The 15,110-nt window shown below is 42.9% G+C and carries 14 protein-coding genes and 1 other RNA gene; 7 read left to right on the top strand and 8 right to left on the bottom strand.

Translation table 11 applies throughout. The features are described from left to right. Positions 1–218 precede the first annotated feature (218 nt). Entirely contained in the window at positions 219–1,619 is a 1,401-nt protein-coding gene (locus tag DFP79_RS08930) for a PhoH family protein (RefSeq protein WP_133503611.1), read from the top strand. A 72-nt stretch (positions 1,620–1,691) separates the two neighbouring features. Here the strand turns inward: DFP79_RS08930 and dapB are convergent, their stop codons facing one another. The 3 genes from dapB to pomA all read right to left on the bottom strand — a co-directional run bounded on the left by dapB (position 1,692) and on the right by pomA (position 4,429). Beyond that, positions 1,692–2,492: a 4-hydroxy-tetrahydrodipicolinate reductase gene (dapB, locus tag DFP79_RS08925; RefSeq protein ID WP_133503610.1), complete on the bottom strand. Its 801-nt coding sequence runs from the start codon at positions 2,490–2,492 to the stop codon at positions 1,692–1,694. Between the two features lie 117 nt (positions 2,493–2,609). Beyond that, the gene (locus DFP79_RS08920; RefSeq protein ID WP_133503609.1) at positions 2,610–3,614 is read right to left on the bottom strand and encodes a flagellar motor protein MotB; all 1,005 of its coding nucleotides are present in this window, start codon (positions 3,612–3,614) and stop codon (positions 2,610–2,612) included. A 59-nt stretch (positions 3,615–3,673) separates the two neighbouring features. Then, complete coding sequence (pomA, locus tag DFP79_RS08915; RefSeq protein ID WP_133503608.1) at positions 3,674–4,429, bottom strand: flagellar motor protein PomA; 756 nt, start codon at positions 4,427–4,429, stop codon at positions 3,674–3,676. A 200-nt stretch (positions 4,430–4,629) separates the two neighbouring features. On the opposite strand from pomA, the gene DFP79_RS08910 reads away from it, so the two are divergent. The 3 genes from DFP79_RS08910 to dxs are packed head-to-tail and all read left to right on the top strand — an operon-like array spanning position 4,630 to position 7,725. Next, on the top strand, positions 4,630–4,872 hold the full coding sequence (locus DFP79_RS08910) for an exodeoxyribonuclease VII small subunit (protein ID WP_133503607.1): 243 nt from the start codon (positions 4,630–4,632) through the stop codon (positions 4,870–4,872). After that, positions 4,869–5,774 carry a polyprenyl synthetase family protein gene (locus DFP79_RS08905; RefSeq protein WP_133503606.1) on the top strand — a complete coding sequence of 302 codons (906 nt, stop codon included), beginning with the start codon at positions 4,869–4,871 and terminating at the stop codon, positions 5,772–5,774. Before DFP79_RS08910 ends, DFP79_RS08905 begins: the two co-directional genes overlap by 4 nt. 52 nt (positions 5,775–5,826) lie before the next feature. After that, on the top strand, positions 5,827–7,725 hold the full coding sequence (gene dxs, locus DFP79_RS08900; protein WP_133503605.1) for a 1-deoxy-D-xylulose-5-phosphate synthase: 1,899 nt from the start codon (positions 5,827–5,829) through the stop codon (positions 7,723–7,725). A gap of 56 nt (positions 7,726–7,781) precedes the next feature. On the opposite strand, the gene hisC is transcribed toward dxs, so the two are convergent. The 3 genes from hisC to prfB all read right to left on the bottom strand — a co-directional run bounded on the left by hisC (position 7,782) and on the right by prfB (position 11,656). Beyond that, the gene (gene hisC / locus DFP79_RS08895) at positions 7,782–8,843 is read right to left on the bottom strand and encodes a histidinol-phosphate transaminase (protein ID WP_133503604.1); all 1,062 of its coding nucleotides are present in this window, start codon (positions 8,841–8,843) and stop codon (positions 7,782–7,784) included. 125 nt (positions 8,844–8,968) lie between these two features. Further along, complete coding sequence (gene lysS, locus DFP79_RS08890) at positions 8,969–10,471, bottom strand: lysine--tRNA ligase (protein ID WP_133503603.1); 1,503 nt, start codon at positions 10,469–10,471, stop codon at positions 8,969–8,971. 89 nt (positions 10,472–10,560) lie between these two features. Further along, positions 10,561–11,656, bottom strand: a protein-coding gene (prfB, locus tag DFP79_RS08885) for a peptide chain release factor 2 (RefSeq protein WP_133503602.1) whose coding sequence is annotated in 2 segments (ribosomal slippage) — positions 10,561–11,583 and positions 11,585–11,656 — 1,095 coding nt in all. Because the reading frame shifts where the segments join, the coding sequence is not laid out codon by codon here. A 132-nt stretch (positions 11,657–11,788) separates the two neighbouring features. Here prfB and DFP79_RS08880 point away from each other — a divergent pair. From DFP79_RS08880 to DFP79_RS08870, 3 genes are all read left to right on the top strand, one after another. After that, the gene (locus DFP79_RS08880) at positions 11,789–12,085 is read left to right on the top strand and encodes a cell division protein ZapA (protein ID WP_243730238.1); all 297 of its coding nucleotides are present in this window, start codon (positions 11,789–11,791) and stop codon (positions 12,083–12,085) included. Positions 12,086–12,211: 126 nt separating this feature from the next. Beyond that, positions 12,212–12,389: non-coding RNA, 6S RNA (gene ssrS / locus DFP79_RS08875), on the top strand. 252 nt (positions 12,390–12,641) lie between these two features. Then, complete coding sequence (locus DFP79_RS08870; RefSeq protein WP_133503601.1) at positions 12,642–13,241, top strand: 5-formyltetrahydrofolate cyclo-ligase; 600 nt, start codon at positions 12,642–12,644, stop codon at positions 13,239–13,241. Positions 13,242–13,329: 88 nt separating this feature from the next. On the opposite strand, the gene gspM is transcribed toward DFP79_RS08870, so the two are convergent. Then, on the bottom strand, positions 13,330–13,851 hold the full coding sequence (gene gspM / locus DFP79_RS08865) for a type II secretion system protein GspM (protein WP_133503600.1): 522 nt from the start codon (positions 13,849–13,851) through the stop codon (positions 13,330–13,332). After that, complete coding sequence (gspL, locus tag DFP79_RS08860; RefSeq protein ID WP_133503599.1) at positions 13,848–15,110, bottom strand: type II secretion system protein GspL; 1,263 nt, start codon at positions 15,108–15,110, stop codon at positions 13,848–13,850. The genes gspM and gspL overlap by 4 nt, the downstream gene beginning before the upstream one ends.

Genomic DNA, 15,110 nt, shown 5'->3' with positions numbered 1-15,110 from the left:
GACTAAAAGTGTCTATATAAGAGTATTTGGTAAGCATAATTTGCAAAAAACACTTAAGACTTTAAACTCAAATTTGCCGTATTCGGCCTTCTTCAGACAGCCAAAGTGGCCCAGTCAATCCCTCGCTCGACCTAACTATTTACGACCCAATTCCAATAATAAGAACAGCCGCAACTTTCTCATTAGTGAACGTGTTTTTGCTAACACAGGAGTACTTTATGGAAAAGATCTATGTTCTCGATACCAACGTGCTGTTGCACGATCCACTTGCAATATATGCCTTTGCAGAACACAAAGTAGTCATCCCTATGACTGTTTTAGAGGAGCTAGATTACATTAAAGACAGACGTGACAAGGATGTAAGCAGAGAAGCACGCATTGCGATAAATACCATTGACAAGATTGTCGGTGATGCCTCCCCCAAAGCGCTACAAAATGGCGTCACCATTCACTCGCTAGAGACGGATGAATCAAAAGACAGCAGTCACGAAGGCTCTCTGGCCATCTTTCCTGATCAACAAATAACCAATACCGATAACATTCCATTTTTAAATGGAAACCATGACCACGCTAACGACAATCGAATAATCAATGTCGCCTTAAGCCTTCAGGCAACCCATCCTAAAGCCTCCGTTTGTCTTGTCACAAAAGACATCAATATGAGAATCAAAGCCAAAGGCTCTGGTTTAGAACGGGTCGAAGACTATCGCCGAGACAAAGTATTAGACGATGTAGATTTAATGAACAAGGGCTATGTCACGATCGAAGGTGAAATGTGGAACACAATTAATTCGGTTAAGACAGAAGTACACGGACACCATACCGTGCATATCATAAACAAATCGGAACTCCCTACTCTGTATCTAAATATGTTTATTCTAGATCAAAATGAGTTTGTGGGTTTTGTTGTAAATGCAGATGAAGAACATGTTTATCTTATTGATTTAAATCGACAAAAATTAATGCACCAAAGCTTTTGGGGAATACACCCTAGAAATATGGAACAAGCAATGGCGTTCTATTTATTACGCCACGACAACTCCGATCTTATGGTCATGACAGGGCCAGCAGGCTCAGGTAAAACCTTATTAGCTTTGGCCTATGCGTTGCAGGTGACGATGGAGGAGAAACGTTTTAACAAAATTATCGTAGCGCGCTCAACCCCTCCTATGGCAGAGGACATTGGCTTTTTGCCGGGTACTGAGGAAGAGAAAATGGCGCCGTGGCTTGCAGCCTTCGACGATAACTTGGAAATCCTCCACGGTGCTGATGAGCATACCTTTAGCAGTATCGACTACGTTAAACAGAAAGCAAACATTCAGTTTAAATCTCTCAACTTTATGCGAGGTCGATCTTTCAATAACGCCCTAATCATAATTGATGAGGCACAGGGACTTACGCAATTCCAGCTTAAATCCATCGTGACCCGCATAGGCAGTAATTCAAAAATTATCGTGTTAGGCAACCTAGCTCAAATCGATAACAAATACATCACACCTCTAACATCAGGATTAACGTACTTAGTAGAGAAATCAAAATCGTTCAAATATGCCAGCATTATGCATGTAAACGGAATAGAGCGAAGCCGATTAGCCGAATTTGCGGAAGAGACCTTATAAGGCCAATCAGAGATAAAAATGCCGATATACTTATATCGGCATTTTTTCGAAGAAGGATGAAACTAGAAAAGCTTAGTTTAAGTCCAGAACATCTTGCATATCATAAAGTCCATTTTCTTTACCTGCTAACCAGCTCGCAGCTCGAACCGCTCCTTTAGCAAATGTCATCCGGCTGCTCGCTTTATGAACGATTTCAATACGCTCACCTTCAGTTGCGAACCATACACTGTGATCACCCACAACGTCTCCTGCTCGAATTGTCTCAAAACCAATTTCCTTTTGAGTACGTGGACCGATTTGACCTTCACGCCCGTAGACTGCACACTCTTTTAGATCTCTTCCCAGTGCCTCTGCAACAACTTCACCCATTTTAAGGGCTGTGCCAGATGGAGAATCGACTTTATGCCTATGATGAGCTTCAACTATTTCAACGTCATACTCATCGCCTAAAATTTTGGCCGCTGTCGCCAATAGTTTTAACGTTAGATTAACGCCCACACTCATATTTGGAGCAAAGACGATAGGCGCTTTATTCGAAGCAGAGTCTAAAACATCCTTTTGCTCATCCGATAAACCTGTTGTGCCAATAACAATTGCTTTATTGTTTTTTGAACAGAATTCGACATTTTCCATCGTCAAAGCTGGCGATGTGAAATCGATAAGAACATCAAAATCCGATTTACAATTTTCAAGTGAATCGACTAACGAAACACCAAGCTTACCCACGCCTGCAATTTCACCAGCATCAACACCCACTAATGAACTACCAGGCTTAACCAAAGCGGCACCAAGTTCAACGCCGTCCGCCTCAACAGTAGCCTGAATTAAATTTTTCCCCATGCGCCCAGAAGCGCCAATTATCGCGATTCGCATTCGTTAATAATCCTATTCGTTTATTTCGCAAACCATATCAAATCTTCTCAAAAATCTCAGCCTTAAAACGAAAAAAGCGGTCAATATGACCGCTTTTAACTTTATATCTCAAATATCTTAGAATATTTCATCCGGCGCCAACTCAAACGTATCATCTATAGTTGATTGGTCAAATTCAAAAACGGTGTCATCACCCGACGGTGAAGACACACCTTGGCGAACAACAGGTCTAGACAGATCATTTTGCTTAATCACTATTTCTACTCGGCGATTTTCAGCTCTGTTTGCAGATGTGTCATTAGGCACCAAAGGACGTGTATCCGCAAAACCTGTTACTGCAAAACGACTTTGATCCAATGACCCTGTTGTAAACAGCTCTTCTGCCACTGCAATAGCACGAGCGGATGATAGCTGCCAGTTCGATTGGAAGCGACGACTCTCTATCGGAATATTATCAGTGTGACCTTCAACAGAGATGGTGCCTTTAACCCCAACCAATACCTCGCGAACCATATCAATAACAGGGATAAAATCGAAGTTCAATTCCGCAGAACCTGACTCAAACGATCCTTTGTCTTTCAAACGAATCGTGATCGTTTTTTCCTGAGTCTCTACCTCTACAGTACCTTTGGAAATCTCTTCTTTCATTACAGAAGAAATTTGTTGCGCATCCTCTTCTGTTTGCTGAATTTGCTTCTCTCGCTCTAGATCCGCTTTAGATTTATCGACAAAAGTAGATGGAGACGGTTGGCCAGCCCCTTCTTGCTCATTAAGCTCGGCAGTATCAGGTTTACACAATACTTCTAGTGTATTCTCAGGACGATCATCCGCTTTTTGGCGTACCTCGTTGATCGGCGTGGGCTCAGGTCGCCCTGGACTAAACTCTTGAGCAATGATCGAGGTCCCCATAGGAATAGACTGCGCCTCAATCTGTTTTTGCACACCAAATGCTTCTCGCATGGAACCTGCAAGTTGCTTAAATTTCAGTACGTCCATTTCTGCGAAAGACAACAAGAGTACAAAGAAACACATAAGCAAAGACATCAAGTCCGCAAACGTTCCCATGTAGGCAGGAAGCCCTTCTATACACTCGGGACAATCCTGTTCTTCTTCATCACTCATATTTATTTATCCAATGACATTCAACTAACAAACTGCACGTAAACGCTTGTAAAACGTAACTACTCTCGTTCAGTTCGTTTTCCTTCTGCAATAAAGGTTTTCAATGAACCATCAAGAACTCGGGGGTTTTGTCCGGCTTGAATAGCAAGCAACGCATCTAAGATCAACTGTTGACACATCAGCTCTTCGTTAGCGCGGTTTTCCAGCTTTGCCTGAATCGGCAAACATATCATGTTAGCAAGCATAGCACCGTACAGTGTCGTAAGAAGTGCGACGGCCATCGCAGGTCCAATCGATTTGGGGTCATCCATGTTTGCAAGCATCTGAACTAGACCCACCAGCGTTCCGATCATTCCCATTGCGGGCCCAACATCGCCAAGCGCTTTAAATATCTTTGCGCCATTATCATGTCGAGTAAACGCCATATTCATGTCTTTAGAAAGCTGGCCCTTTACGACCGAACCATCATGACCGTCCACCAACATTTGAATCCCTTTGGATAAAAATGGGTGACTAACTTCCTTTCCTTCTAAAGAAAGCAATCCGCCTTTTCTCGCTTCATCCGCCAAGCCATAAACTTCGTCAATAAGCGCTTCTAATGGAACACTTTTAAACATAAAAGCTTTAGCCGCAACTTTACCGGCGCCTAAAAACTGTCCTAACGGATATTGCATCAACGTTACGAAGGTGGACCCAATCAGTACAATCAATATCGACGCGGGGTCTACAAACATCCCGGCGGAGCCACCTAATATGATCGCCATCAAGATGATAACAAATGAGCCTACTAGCCCAACTAACGTCGCGAGATCCACACACGTCTCCTAAATAAAAAAGCTATAATGCCTAATAGTTTACCCAATATTATATAATATTGACCTACTTTTGATTTAACTAGTCATATAAATTTGTAATTAATGAATATCTAACTCGAAGATTAGTTTAATTTCTGTTACAAAATGTAGAATATGCCGAGTTCAAACATCGCCTTTAAGCGCATTAGTGAGAAAGCAGAATGTCACGTAAAACCAGTGTTCGTCACTTTGAAGATAACTTAAGCGAGTTAGAAAACATTGTAACACAGCTTGAGTCAAATCAACTGTCCCTTGAAGACGCTCTAAAAGCATTTGAGAAAGGCGTTAAGTTGAGTAAAGATTGCCAATCCGTATTAACTCAAGCCGAGCAAAAAGTTCAAATTCTTGTTGAAAAACAAGATGGTGAGAGATTAGAAAATTTCAACCCGGAAGACAATCAGTGAATTTAGAACAGTTCTCACGTTACTCTTGTGAACGAGTGGATCAGTACCTTACCGATCGATTAACACACTACAACGCCGCCAACTACCTACACGAAGCCATTCAATATAGCTTATTTAACGGTGGTAAGCGTGTTCGACCTATGCTCGTTTACGCAACCGCGCAATTGTTTTCAAAACCGAATTCATTGACCGATGCAGCCGCAGCCGCATTGGAGTCTATTCATGCCTACTCGTTAGTGCATGATGACCTTCCAGCAATGGACGATGACGACCTTAGACGCGGTAAACCAACATGCCATATACAATTTGATGAGGCGACCGCTATATTGGCAGGGGATGCATTGCAAACATTCGCCTTTGAGCTCCTTAGCGCCCCATATAACCACCAAAGCGAACATCTACCTTCCAACCACGAAAGCCTTCAACTAAAGCTTGTCAGAAGCCTAAGCCATGCATCAGGTCGATTTGGAATGGTAACGGGCCAGATGATTGATCTAAATAACGTCAATCAAAGTATTACTCTTAAAGCGTTAGAAGAAATGCATCAACACAAAACGGGTGCCTTAATTCGCGCCAGTGTATTGATGGGCGCTCAAAGCGTGGGTATCGAAGATATTGAGACGCTAGCCCGTCTCGACACCTACGCTGCCGCTATTGGACTCGCTTTTCAGGTACAGGACGATATCATTGATTTAACCAGTGATACACAAACACTAGGAAAAAATCAGTTTTCTGATGCGGAAGCAAATAAGCCTACGTACCCTAAGCTTCTTGGATTGAACGGTGCGAAAGAAAAAGCAAACGCTCTAAAAGAAGAAGCAATTGCCGCTATTTCACCATTTGGTGACGAAGCAGCGCCGCTAATCCAGTTAGCGAACTATATTATTAGTCGTAACCACTGATATACTTACGGCATAATTACATTTCTAAAAATCATAACTTTATTCGGTGCCCATGCTGTTCGAAGAATTTCCAACGAGTCGCCCCAATACTCCCTTGTTAGATCAGATCGATAAACCGTCTGATCTTCGCGCGTTACCTAAAGATGCGCTTCCTACTCTGATCAAAGAGCTGAGGGAATATTTATTATATAGCGTTAGCCAAACGGGCGGCCACTTTGGAGCCGGCTTAGGCGTAATAGAATTAACAGTCGCGCTTCACTATATCTATGATACCCCGGAAGATCGTATTGTGTGGGATGTTGGACACCAAGCCTACCCTCACAAAATCCTAACAGGTCGAAGAGATAAACTTCTCTCTATCCGTCAGGAAAACGGTCTCACAGGCTTTCCTAAACGAGGAGAAAGCGACTACGACACGTTTGGTGTCGGTCACTCCAGTACCTCTATTGGAGCCGCATTAGGCATGTCTATTGCGAACAAGATCTTAGAGAAAGAGCGAAAATCCGTTGCTGTCATCGGCGACGGAGCCATGTCGGCAGGAATGGCATTTGAAGCACTCAACCATGCAGGCGATGTAAAAGCCGACATGCTCGTCATCCTAAATGACAATGAGATGTCTATTTCTGCACCCGTTGGCGCACTGTCCAATTATTTTTCTCGTATCTGGGCTAGTAAAACGTATGCCCATATTCGAGAAGGGGGTAGAAAAGTCTTTTCTGGTCTTCCGACAGCCTTAGAAATTGCACGTAAAGCGGAAGAGCATATGAAGGGTATGGTTGCACCCGGCACAATGTTTGAGGAATTAGGGTTTAACTATATTGGCCCTATCGATGGACATGACATAGAGCTGTTGCTTTCAACCCTTTCAAATATGAAAGACCGTTCAGGTCCTCAATTCCTTCATATTATTACTAAGAAAGGCAAAGGTTTTGAACCTGCTGAAGGCGATCCTATTGGTTATCACGCCATCAACAAAATTGACCCTGATAAAGTATCTGGATCAAAAAGTAGTGCGAAAGAAACTAAAAAAGCACTTCCAAAATACAGTAATATTTTTGGGAAATGGATCTGTGACGCAGCTGAGGCTGACGGCCGTTTAGCTGCAATTACTCCAGCGATGAAAGAAGGCTCAGACCTAATCGAGTTTGCTGAACGCTTCCCTAAACGCTATTTTGACGTCGCAATTGCCGAACAGCATGCCGTTACATTAGCAGCGGGTATGGCATGCGACGAAATGAAACCCGTTGTAGCGATCTATTCTACCTTTTTACAGCGTGGCTACGATCAGCTAATTCACGACGTCGCACTGCAAAATCTAGACGTATTGTTCGCGATAGACAGAGCGGGTCTAGTAGGTGAAGACGGTCCAACACATGCAGGAGCTTACGACCTAAGCTATTTACGATGCATTCCCAACATGATCGTTATGGCCCCTTCTGATGAAGACGAGTGCCGAAAAATGCTGCAAACAGGATATGAATACCCCGGCCCCGCAGCGGTTCGATACCCTAGAGGCACAGGTGTAGGTATCGAAATGAGCGAACAGCTTGATACCATAGAATTAGGAAAATCACGTACGCTTCATGAAGGCAATTCCGGCATTGTAATCTGTTCATTTGGGCGACCTACATATGATGCAAGGCTAGCGGCAGACACACTAGACGCCACGCTAATCGATATGCGCTTTGTGAAACCTCTTGATCATAAGGTATTACGTTCTTTGCGCGGTAAAAAGCTGCTTGTTACCGTTGAAGAGAATGCCATTATGGGCGGTGCTGGCTCCGCTGTATCGGAGTTTTTGCTTGAGGAAAACATCCTTATCCCGACCCTTCACCTCGGCTTACCTGACCGGTACGAAGAGCACGCCAAGCATCAAGATATGTTAAAACGAATAGGATTGGATGCGGACGGAATTCTTGCCGCAATCGAAACAAAGCTCACGACGATCTAAAAGTAAAACAAAAATATCGCACATGTAAGAATGTGCGATATTTTTATATAACCGCTCTAAATAAGCGCTCTCAGAGCGTCAATCAATGCATTCATTTCTTCATCCGTACCAATTGTGATACGCATGTACTCACCAATTCTAGGCTTGTTGCCAAAGTAGCGAACGAGAATCCCCTGTTCTTTTAATGCCATGTAAATCGACTCTGCCTGTTTTTCAGGGTGTGTAACAAACACAAAGTTAGTCGATGAGTCCAATACCTGAAAGCCCAATGCTTTTAGTTCTATAGCAGCCCACTGCCGAGTAACAATAGTCTTTTCACTGATTTCACGCAGGTATTCAGCATCTTCAACGGCCGCCGTCGCGCCCGCCAATGCAATGCGATCAATCGGGTAAGAATTAAATGAGTTCTTAATTCTCTCCAGACCTTCAATAAGGTCTTTATGACCAAGAGCGTATCCCACTCGAATACCCGCTAATGCACGAGATTTAGACAGGGTTTGCACTACCAGTAAATTTGGATATTGATTAACCAGACTCGCAGCACTGCCTGCACCAAAATCAACATATGCCTCATCGACTAATACCACCACATCGGGGTTTGCGTGTAATACCGACTCAATTTTATCCAGCGACAACGCTTTTCCTGTTGGGGCATTAGGGTTTGTCACTACTACACCAGAGACATCAAGGTCTTGATAATCTTGAACATCAATATCAAAACTCTCGGTTAACGGAATAATTTTCGGTGTAATGCTATAAAGTTGCGCATATACCTTATAAAAACTGTACGTAATGTCAGCAAAGGCTAATGGCTTACCACCCGAAAAATATCCCATAAATGCATGTGCAAGGACTTCATCAGAACCATTGCCCACGAATACCTGATTTTCTTCTAACCCATAACTTTTAGACAACGCCTTCTTGAGCGAAGAACTGTTTGGGTCTGGATATAAGCGCAAATCGCTTCCAACCATATCCTGCATAGCCGAAACAGCCTTTGGTGACGGCGCATAGGGGCTTTCATTGGTATTTAGCTTAATATACTTCTTGTCCTGTGGCTGTTCACCGGGCACATATGGATCAAGGTTTGCAATTTTATCAGTCCAAAAACGGCTCATACTCTTTTCCTTTGTCTGGGAAATCACCCCTTGGTATGCGCTCTTTATAGGAACGGTAAGGGTCATTTTTTATAAAAATAAGGCCTCATCTGAGGCCTTATTTACATCTAATCCAAAAACCTCTCTTAGTCTTGAGGCTTCATATGTGGGAACAATAAAACGTCGCGGATCGAAGGGGAGTCGGTAAACAACATTACCAGACGGTCGATACCAATACCTTCTCCTGCGGTCGGCGGAAGACCGTATTCCAATGCGTTGATGTAATCCGCGTCATAATGCATTGCTTCATCATCGCCCGCATCCTTTTCTTCAACTTGACGACGAAAACGTTCAGCTTGATCTTCAGGGTCGTTAAGCTCTGAAAAGCCATTCGCTATTTCACGTCCGCCTACAAAAAATTCAAAACGATCAGTAATAAACTCATTCGCATCATTGCGGCGCGCCAACGGAGACACTTCTGCTGGATATTCCGTAATGAACGTAGGTTGAATTAGCTTACTCTCCGCCGTTTCTTCAAATATTTCAGTCCACAGTTTACCAAGACCCCAAATTGGCTTAACGTCAATATGAAGGTTATTCGCAACTTCTGTTGCTTTCTCGACTGTACTAAGGTCTTCAGCGGTCAATTCTGGATTAAAATGCAGAATTGATTCAAGCATCGTCATACGTGCAAATGGAGCACCGAAATCAAATTCGTGTTCTTGATATGAAACCGTCGTTGTTCCCAATACTTTCTCTGATACAGTACGAAGCATGTCTTCTGTAAGATCCATTAGATCTTTATAGTCAGCATAGGCTTGGTAAAACTCTATCATAGTAAATTCTGGGTTGTGTCGAGTCGAAACGCCCTCATTACGGAAGTTACGGTTGATCTCAAATACACGCTCAAATCCACCTACGACCAAACGCTTAAGATAAAGCTCGGGCGCAATACGCATGTACATCTGCATATCCATCGCATTATGATGCGTAACAAAAGGACGTGCTGTCGCGCCACCCGGTATTGTTTGCAACATTGGTGTTTCAACTTCCATAAAACGGCGATCTTCTAAGAAGCGGCGAATTGTAGAAATAATCTTTGAACGCATTTCAAATGTGGTGCGAGACTCTTCATTTACAATCAAGTCAACATAACGTTGGCGGTAACGCATTTCCATATCCGCCAAACCTTTATGTTTATCGGGTAACGGGCGCAACGATTTAGTGAGTAACTCTGCCGTTTGCATATCGATGTAAAGATCACCTTTACCCGATTTATGGACTGGTCCAGAGACACCAATAATGTCTCCCAAATCCCATGTTTTCTGCTCAGCTAACAACTCTGGCGCTAACGCCTTACGGTTTACATACGCCTGAATTTGACCTGTCATGTCTTGAAGCAACATGAAGGCACCACGATTACGAACGATACGACCTGCAATGAATACTTTGTGATCTTTTTCTTCTAGATCGGCTTTCTCAAAATCACCGAACTCAGACTGAAGATCTGCTGCATATGCATCTCGGCGGAAACCATTTGGAAACGCAATGCGCTCTTCACGGATGGCAGCCAGCTTCGCACGGCGTTCAGCAACCAAACGGTTATCTTCACTTGCCAATGCATTTTCTGTATTCGTTTCGTTCGACATGTGTTTTATCTACTCTTAAAAATTAATCTATGTCTTCATTCGCGCACGCTTGCGCAAAGAAATCTATCGTAAATTATGGGCGTAATCCATTAAAGCCCTTGTTTTAAACTCGCCACTATAAATTGATCCAGGTTTCCATCTAAAACAGAACCTGTGTTGGACGATTCAACCCCAGTACGCAGGTCTTTAATACGTGACGCATCCAATACATAGGAGCGAATTTGACTGCCCCAGCCGATGTCAGATTTTGTTTCTTCTAAGGCTTGAGCCGCTTCTGAGCGTTTCAACATCTCAAGTTCATATAACTTCGCGCGCAATTGTTTCATCGCAAAGTCTTTGTTTGCATGTTGAGAACGTTGGTTTTGACATTGTACGACCGTGTTTGTCGGAACGTGCGTAATACGTACCGCAGAATCGGTGGTATTCACGTGTTGACCACCCGCACCTGAAGAACGGTACGTATCAATGCGAAGGTCTGCTGGGTTGATGTCAATCTCGACGTTATCGTCGATTTCAGGCGAAACGAAAACCGAAGCAAACGAAGTGTGGCGTCGATTGCCCGAATCAAATGGCGATTTACGAACCAACCTATGAACGCCGGTTTCCGTTCTTAACCAACCAAAAGCATATTCGCCATCTAAGCGCACTGTGGCTGATTTGATGCCCGCGACCTCACCTTCAGAGACTTCCATAAGCTCAACTTTAAAGCCTTTATCTTCCCCCCAGCGTAAGAACATACGCAGTAACATATTGGCCCAATCCTGAGCCTCTGTACCACCTGACCCTGACTGGATTTCCAAAAATGCGGAGTTCTCATCCATTTCACCCGAAAACATCCGTCTGAATTCAAGTTTAGCTAACTGCTCATCCATATCGGCAAGTTCTAGCTCAACCGCTTCTACTGAATCAGCGTCATCTTCTTCTACCGCCATCTCCAGAAGATCTCGTGAATCTTCTACACCAGATTCCAAATTATCCAGTGTTTCAACTACGGTTTCCAAAGCGGAACGTTCTTTACCTAATTTTTGCGCATATTCAGGGTCGTTCCAGATCTCTGGATCTTCTAATTCACGACTTACTTCTTCTAGACGCTCTTTCTTAGCATCGTAGTCAAAGATACCCCCGAAGAATTTGGGAGCGCTCAGAAAGGTCTTTTATCTTAGAAAGGATTGGGTTGATTTCCATATTGGCTTTAATCTGCTATAAATCTTATGTATTTAGTTAAGTGCGCAATTGTAACCAATTTACACGCGGCATAAAATGTTCCAGTGTCTCGAATAATGCAATTTGTGCAGAAATTAGCCTGCGTGGGGAAAAATGATGGAAAAGCCAACAGTCGATGTCGATATTTTAGGTCAATATTATAAAATTAATTGCCCTAAAGGACATGAAGCCGACCTTAATGAAGCGGCAGAGTATTTAAACAAACAAATGAAAGAAATCCGCGCCAGCGGCAAAGTGATTGGCCTTGAGAAAATAGCCATCATCGCAGCATTGAATATTACTCACGATATGTTGAGTGGTCGAAAATACGCACGTTCAAATGAGCAACAGCTTAGAGAGCTTACCTCTCAGCTTGATTCTGCTCTATCACATCAAACAAAAGCAGGTTAGTAATTGTATACTCCGTAATCTCATTTCCTCATTTCAAGCCTTTTCCACACGAAATTTCTTCATGGCATAGGAAACGATAGCTGTTATGCCAGATGATTTTATTATTAAGTTCATCTATACTGCGTTTGTTTCCTGGGTTGTTCGAAGCGGCTTAACGCCCTTGAGCCTATGAGCAAAAACCCGGACGGAGCCTGTGAGTTTGGTGTGCATGTCCGTGCGTCGGAAAGCCTAAAGAGCTCCAGATCTATCCACCTTGAACCACTGGGTTCAAGGCCAATAGCCGAAACGGCAACTTGGGAAACTTCTTTTTTCTTTTGTTATACATCTTCAAGGCATTTTTACGCTTCTTACAACATCCTTTTAAGTGGATAGTCTGACTATTGCGTTTGTTTACTTCCGATGCCCTATGAGAGTTCTATTAGAATTTTCAAACAACCTCCTCAGTGTATTCTGGCAAAAAATTGTCGCAAACATCCTTATCTCATCACTTAACTCTGCTATTTTCTAAGTCGGATCGAAAACCTTAGTAAATTGCATTATTCGCGTGGAGCTACCTGTGTCATCAATTGAATCAAGAAAACGGCTTCGTAAAGAGTTAAGACAAAAAAGACAAGCTCTCACTGCAATCGAACAAGAAAACGCCGCGATCAAATTGCTCGATCAATGGCAAACGGGCCTACTTGCTCAGGTGAATCAGAAGCAGATCAAAAAGGTTGCAATCTACCTTACAAACGATGGTGAACTTTCTCCGCATATGATCGCAGATCATGTTTTTCATAATGGTTCTGTTGAAAAAGAGATTGAGCTTTTTTTGCCTATTTTAGAACGTGAAGCACTTTTATTTGCCCGCTACTCCAAGAATAGCCAATGGCAAAAAAATCGTTATGGCATAAAAGAGCCCATTGATGATTCACCCTTAGAGCCACACGAACTCGATCTAGTACTGCTTCCACTCGTCGGATTCGATGAACATGGAGGAAGATTGGGAATGGGAGGAGGGTTTTACGATAAATCTTTCGAACACAAAGAAAATCAAAAACGCCCACTCTTAGTTGGACTTGCTCACGAATGCCAGAAAGTGGAAATGCTTCCAATCGAATCTTGGGATGTCCCATTGGACGGAATAATGACGCCTGAACGCGTTATTGTCTTCTAAGCGTGTACAGCTTTTCTATAAGAAACTCTCTATAAGAAAACTCTTCATTCAGGGTGTCTAGTTGATTAATCATAGTAATCGAGTCTAGTTAATCGAGAGTTACTCTCAAATTTACCTTTCCAGCCGAAACCGATTCGATTTGCAGGCTGTCAATACGAACTCGCTCACGAGCAAGCTCTCGTAACCATCTACTCACCACTGTAAACGAAGCGTTTGACGCCCAAATTTGAAGTCTGGTTGCATTCTCCGCACTGATACGCTCCGCAACGAGGCCTGCTCTTTTGGATGCCGAGTTCACCAATGCTCTAAGCTGATTTGCATTTCTGTCTGTAAAATTGACCGCTCCGTTCTTAGTATTCAATGATGCGAGTTTCTCTGCATTTTTTACAATCGTTTGATAATGCTCAAGCGCTGATTTCAATTCAGATTGCGCTCGGTCATTCTGATCTTTTGCGGGCTGCCAAACGCCATAAAAAGCAGTTAATACCAACAGAGAAATAGTCGCAACAATAACCAACCACTGCTCTCTTAACGAACGCCTTTGAAATTGTAGCCATAGAGACATTAATGTTGGACTGCTCTGAAACTGGAGAACTAACCACTGCTTCATTTTATATTTCCCTGTAGCTGAAATGCACCAATGTATTCAGCGCCACGCTTCAAAACCTGATCCAATTGTACGTCAAATCCTTGCTTATCAAACTCACTTACTAAACGATCAAATACATCTCGATTTTTGGCTCGCCATTGAATTCGGTAGCTTTCATTCCTGTAGTTGACACTCACAATGGAGTGGTTACCACGCACAGATTGACGCGCTTGATCAATAATATTAAGAACTTGATAAGGTGAGTGAGCAGATTTAGCGCTGTTTGTTTGATGAGACTGCCTTAATTTTGCTTTCAATTGACGAGACAGGTTTACAATACGACCTTCTTCAGGAACAAGGCGCAAAAATGCCTGTTTAGATTTATCATTGACTGCGTATATTTGATCGTTCAGACGCTCTGTTTCTGAATTCATAGAAAAGATTAAGGTTGCAAACAATACCGAAGCTGCGACAGCAACCCACTTCCAACCCCATAGCGTTTGAATGATCGCGGATTGCTTCCCAAACTCACCTCGGCACAAATCCATGCCTTGCCAGGCTTTTCGATTAGACAATTGATACGCTATAAAATCTCGATCACTTTCAGGGTCTGACTTAAGTTCATTTCCTTGGACAACCCCCTCAGCGAGTTCATTTGGAATTTGTATTAGCTGATTATGATCCCAAGTATAAACTTCATCATTAAACACACAAAAATCAGACGATCCAAACTGGTCGCATAACCAAGCCTGAGGGAGAAGGAAGTTCGTACGAGTAGTATTTAGCGTCTCAAACATCGCTAGCCATTCATGCATGCTCGATTTTGAAACAATATTTGCAATAGCAAATGACTGAACAGTCGCTGCATCTTGAACTTGTGAAGCATCTTCATCATCATTCGCCAAAACATCCGAATTACTTTGTGAAGAAGTATTTAAATACGACTGTTTTAACGTAGTAGTAACAAAGTGAGTATCTTCAACTGATTGAGCAATGTGTGATTCCAACAAAAAAGGCGCAATCTTATCTAGATGGCGTGCCTGCCCTTTTTGCAGTTCAAACTGGTGAAATTGACCTCGCCATGCGGGAAGCAAGATTATTAATTCGAACGGAGTTAGGTCGTCTTTTTGAGCCTCTGACATCCAGTCTTTAAACGACTCAAAAGAGCAATTTTTCTGCTCTTCTTCAATGTTGCCTTGCTCTGAAAAAGACCAAAAAGAAACGCTCCACTTTTTCAGCTCGTCGAACTCTTCCTTTAGCGCTAAAACCAACTGCTTCAA

Source organism: Marinomonas balearica, assembly GCF_004362145.1.
GTDB classification, from domain to species: domain Bacteria; phylum Pseudomonadota; class Gammaproteobacteria; order Pseudomonadales; family Marinomonadaceae; genus Marinomonas; species Marinomonas balearica.
Note: the sequence above shows the minus strand (reverse complement) of the source record. Positions and strands in the feature narration are given on the sequence as shown.

What these genes read in the sequence shown, in the direction of transcription:
- DFP79_RS08930 (WP_133503611.1), top strand. Translation starts at nt 219, where the DNA reads ATGGAAAAGATCTATGTTCTCGATACCAACGTGCTGTTGCACGATCCA.
- dapB (WP_133503610.1), bottom strand. Translation starts at nt 2,492, where the DNA reads ATGCGAATCGCGATAATTGGCGCTTCTGGGCGCATGGGGAAAAATTTA.
- DFP79_RS08920 (WP_133503609.1), bottom strand. Translation starts at nt 3,614, where the DNA reads ATGAGTGATGAAGAAGAACAGGATTGTCCCGAGTGTATAGAAGGGCTT.
- DFP79_RS08910 (WP_133503607.1), top strand. Translation starts at nt 4,630, where the DNA reads ATGTCACGTAAAACCAGTGTTCGTCACTTTGAAGATAACTTAAGCGAG.
- dxs (WP_133503605.1), top strand. Translation starts at nt 5,827, where the DNA reads ATGCTGTTCGAAGAATTTCCAACGAGTCGCCCCAATACTCCCTTGTTA.
- hisC (WP_133503604.1), bottom strand. Translation starts at nt 8,843, where the DNA reads ATGAGCCGTTTTTGGACTGATAAAATTGCAAACCTTGATCCATATGTG.
- lysS (WP_133503603.1), bottom strand. Translation starts at nt 10,471, where the DNA reads ATGTCGAACGAAACGAATACAGAAAATGCATTGGCAAGTGAAGATAAC.
- DFP79_RS08880 (WP_243730238.1), top strand. Translation starts at nt 11,789, where the DNA reads ATGATGGAAAAGCCAACAGTCGATGTCGATATTTTAGGTCAATATTAT.
- gspM (WP_133503600.1), bottom strand. Translation starts at nt 13,851, where the DNA reads ATGAAGCAGTGGTTAGTTCTCCAGTTTCAGAGCAGTCCAACATTAATG.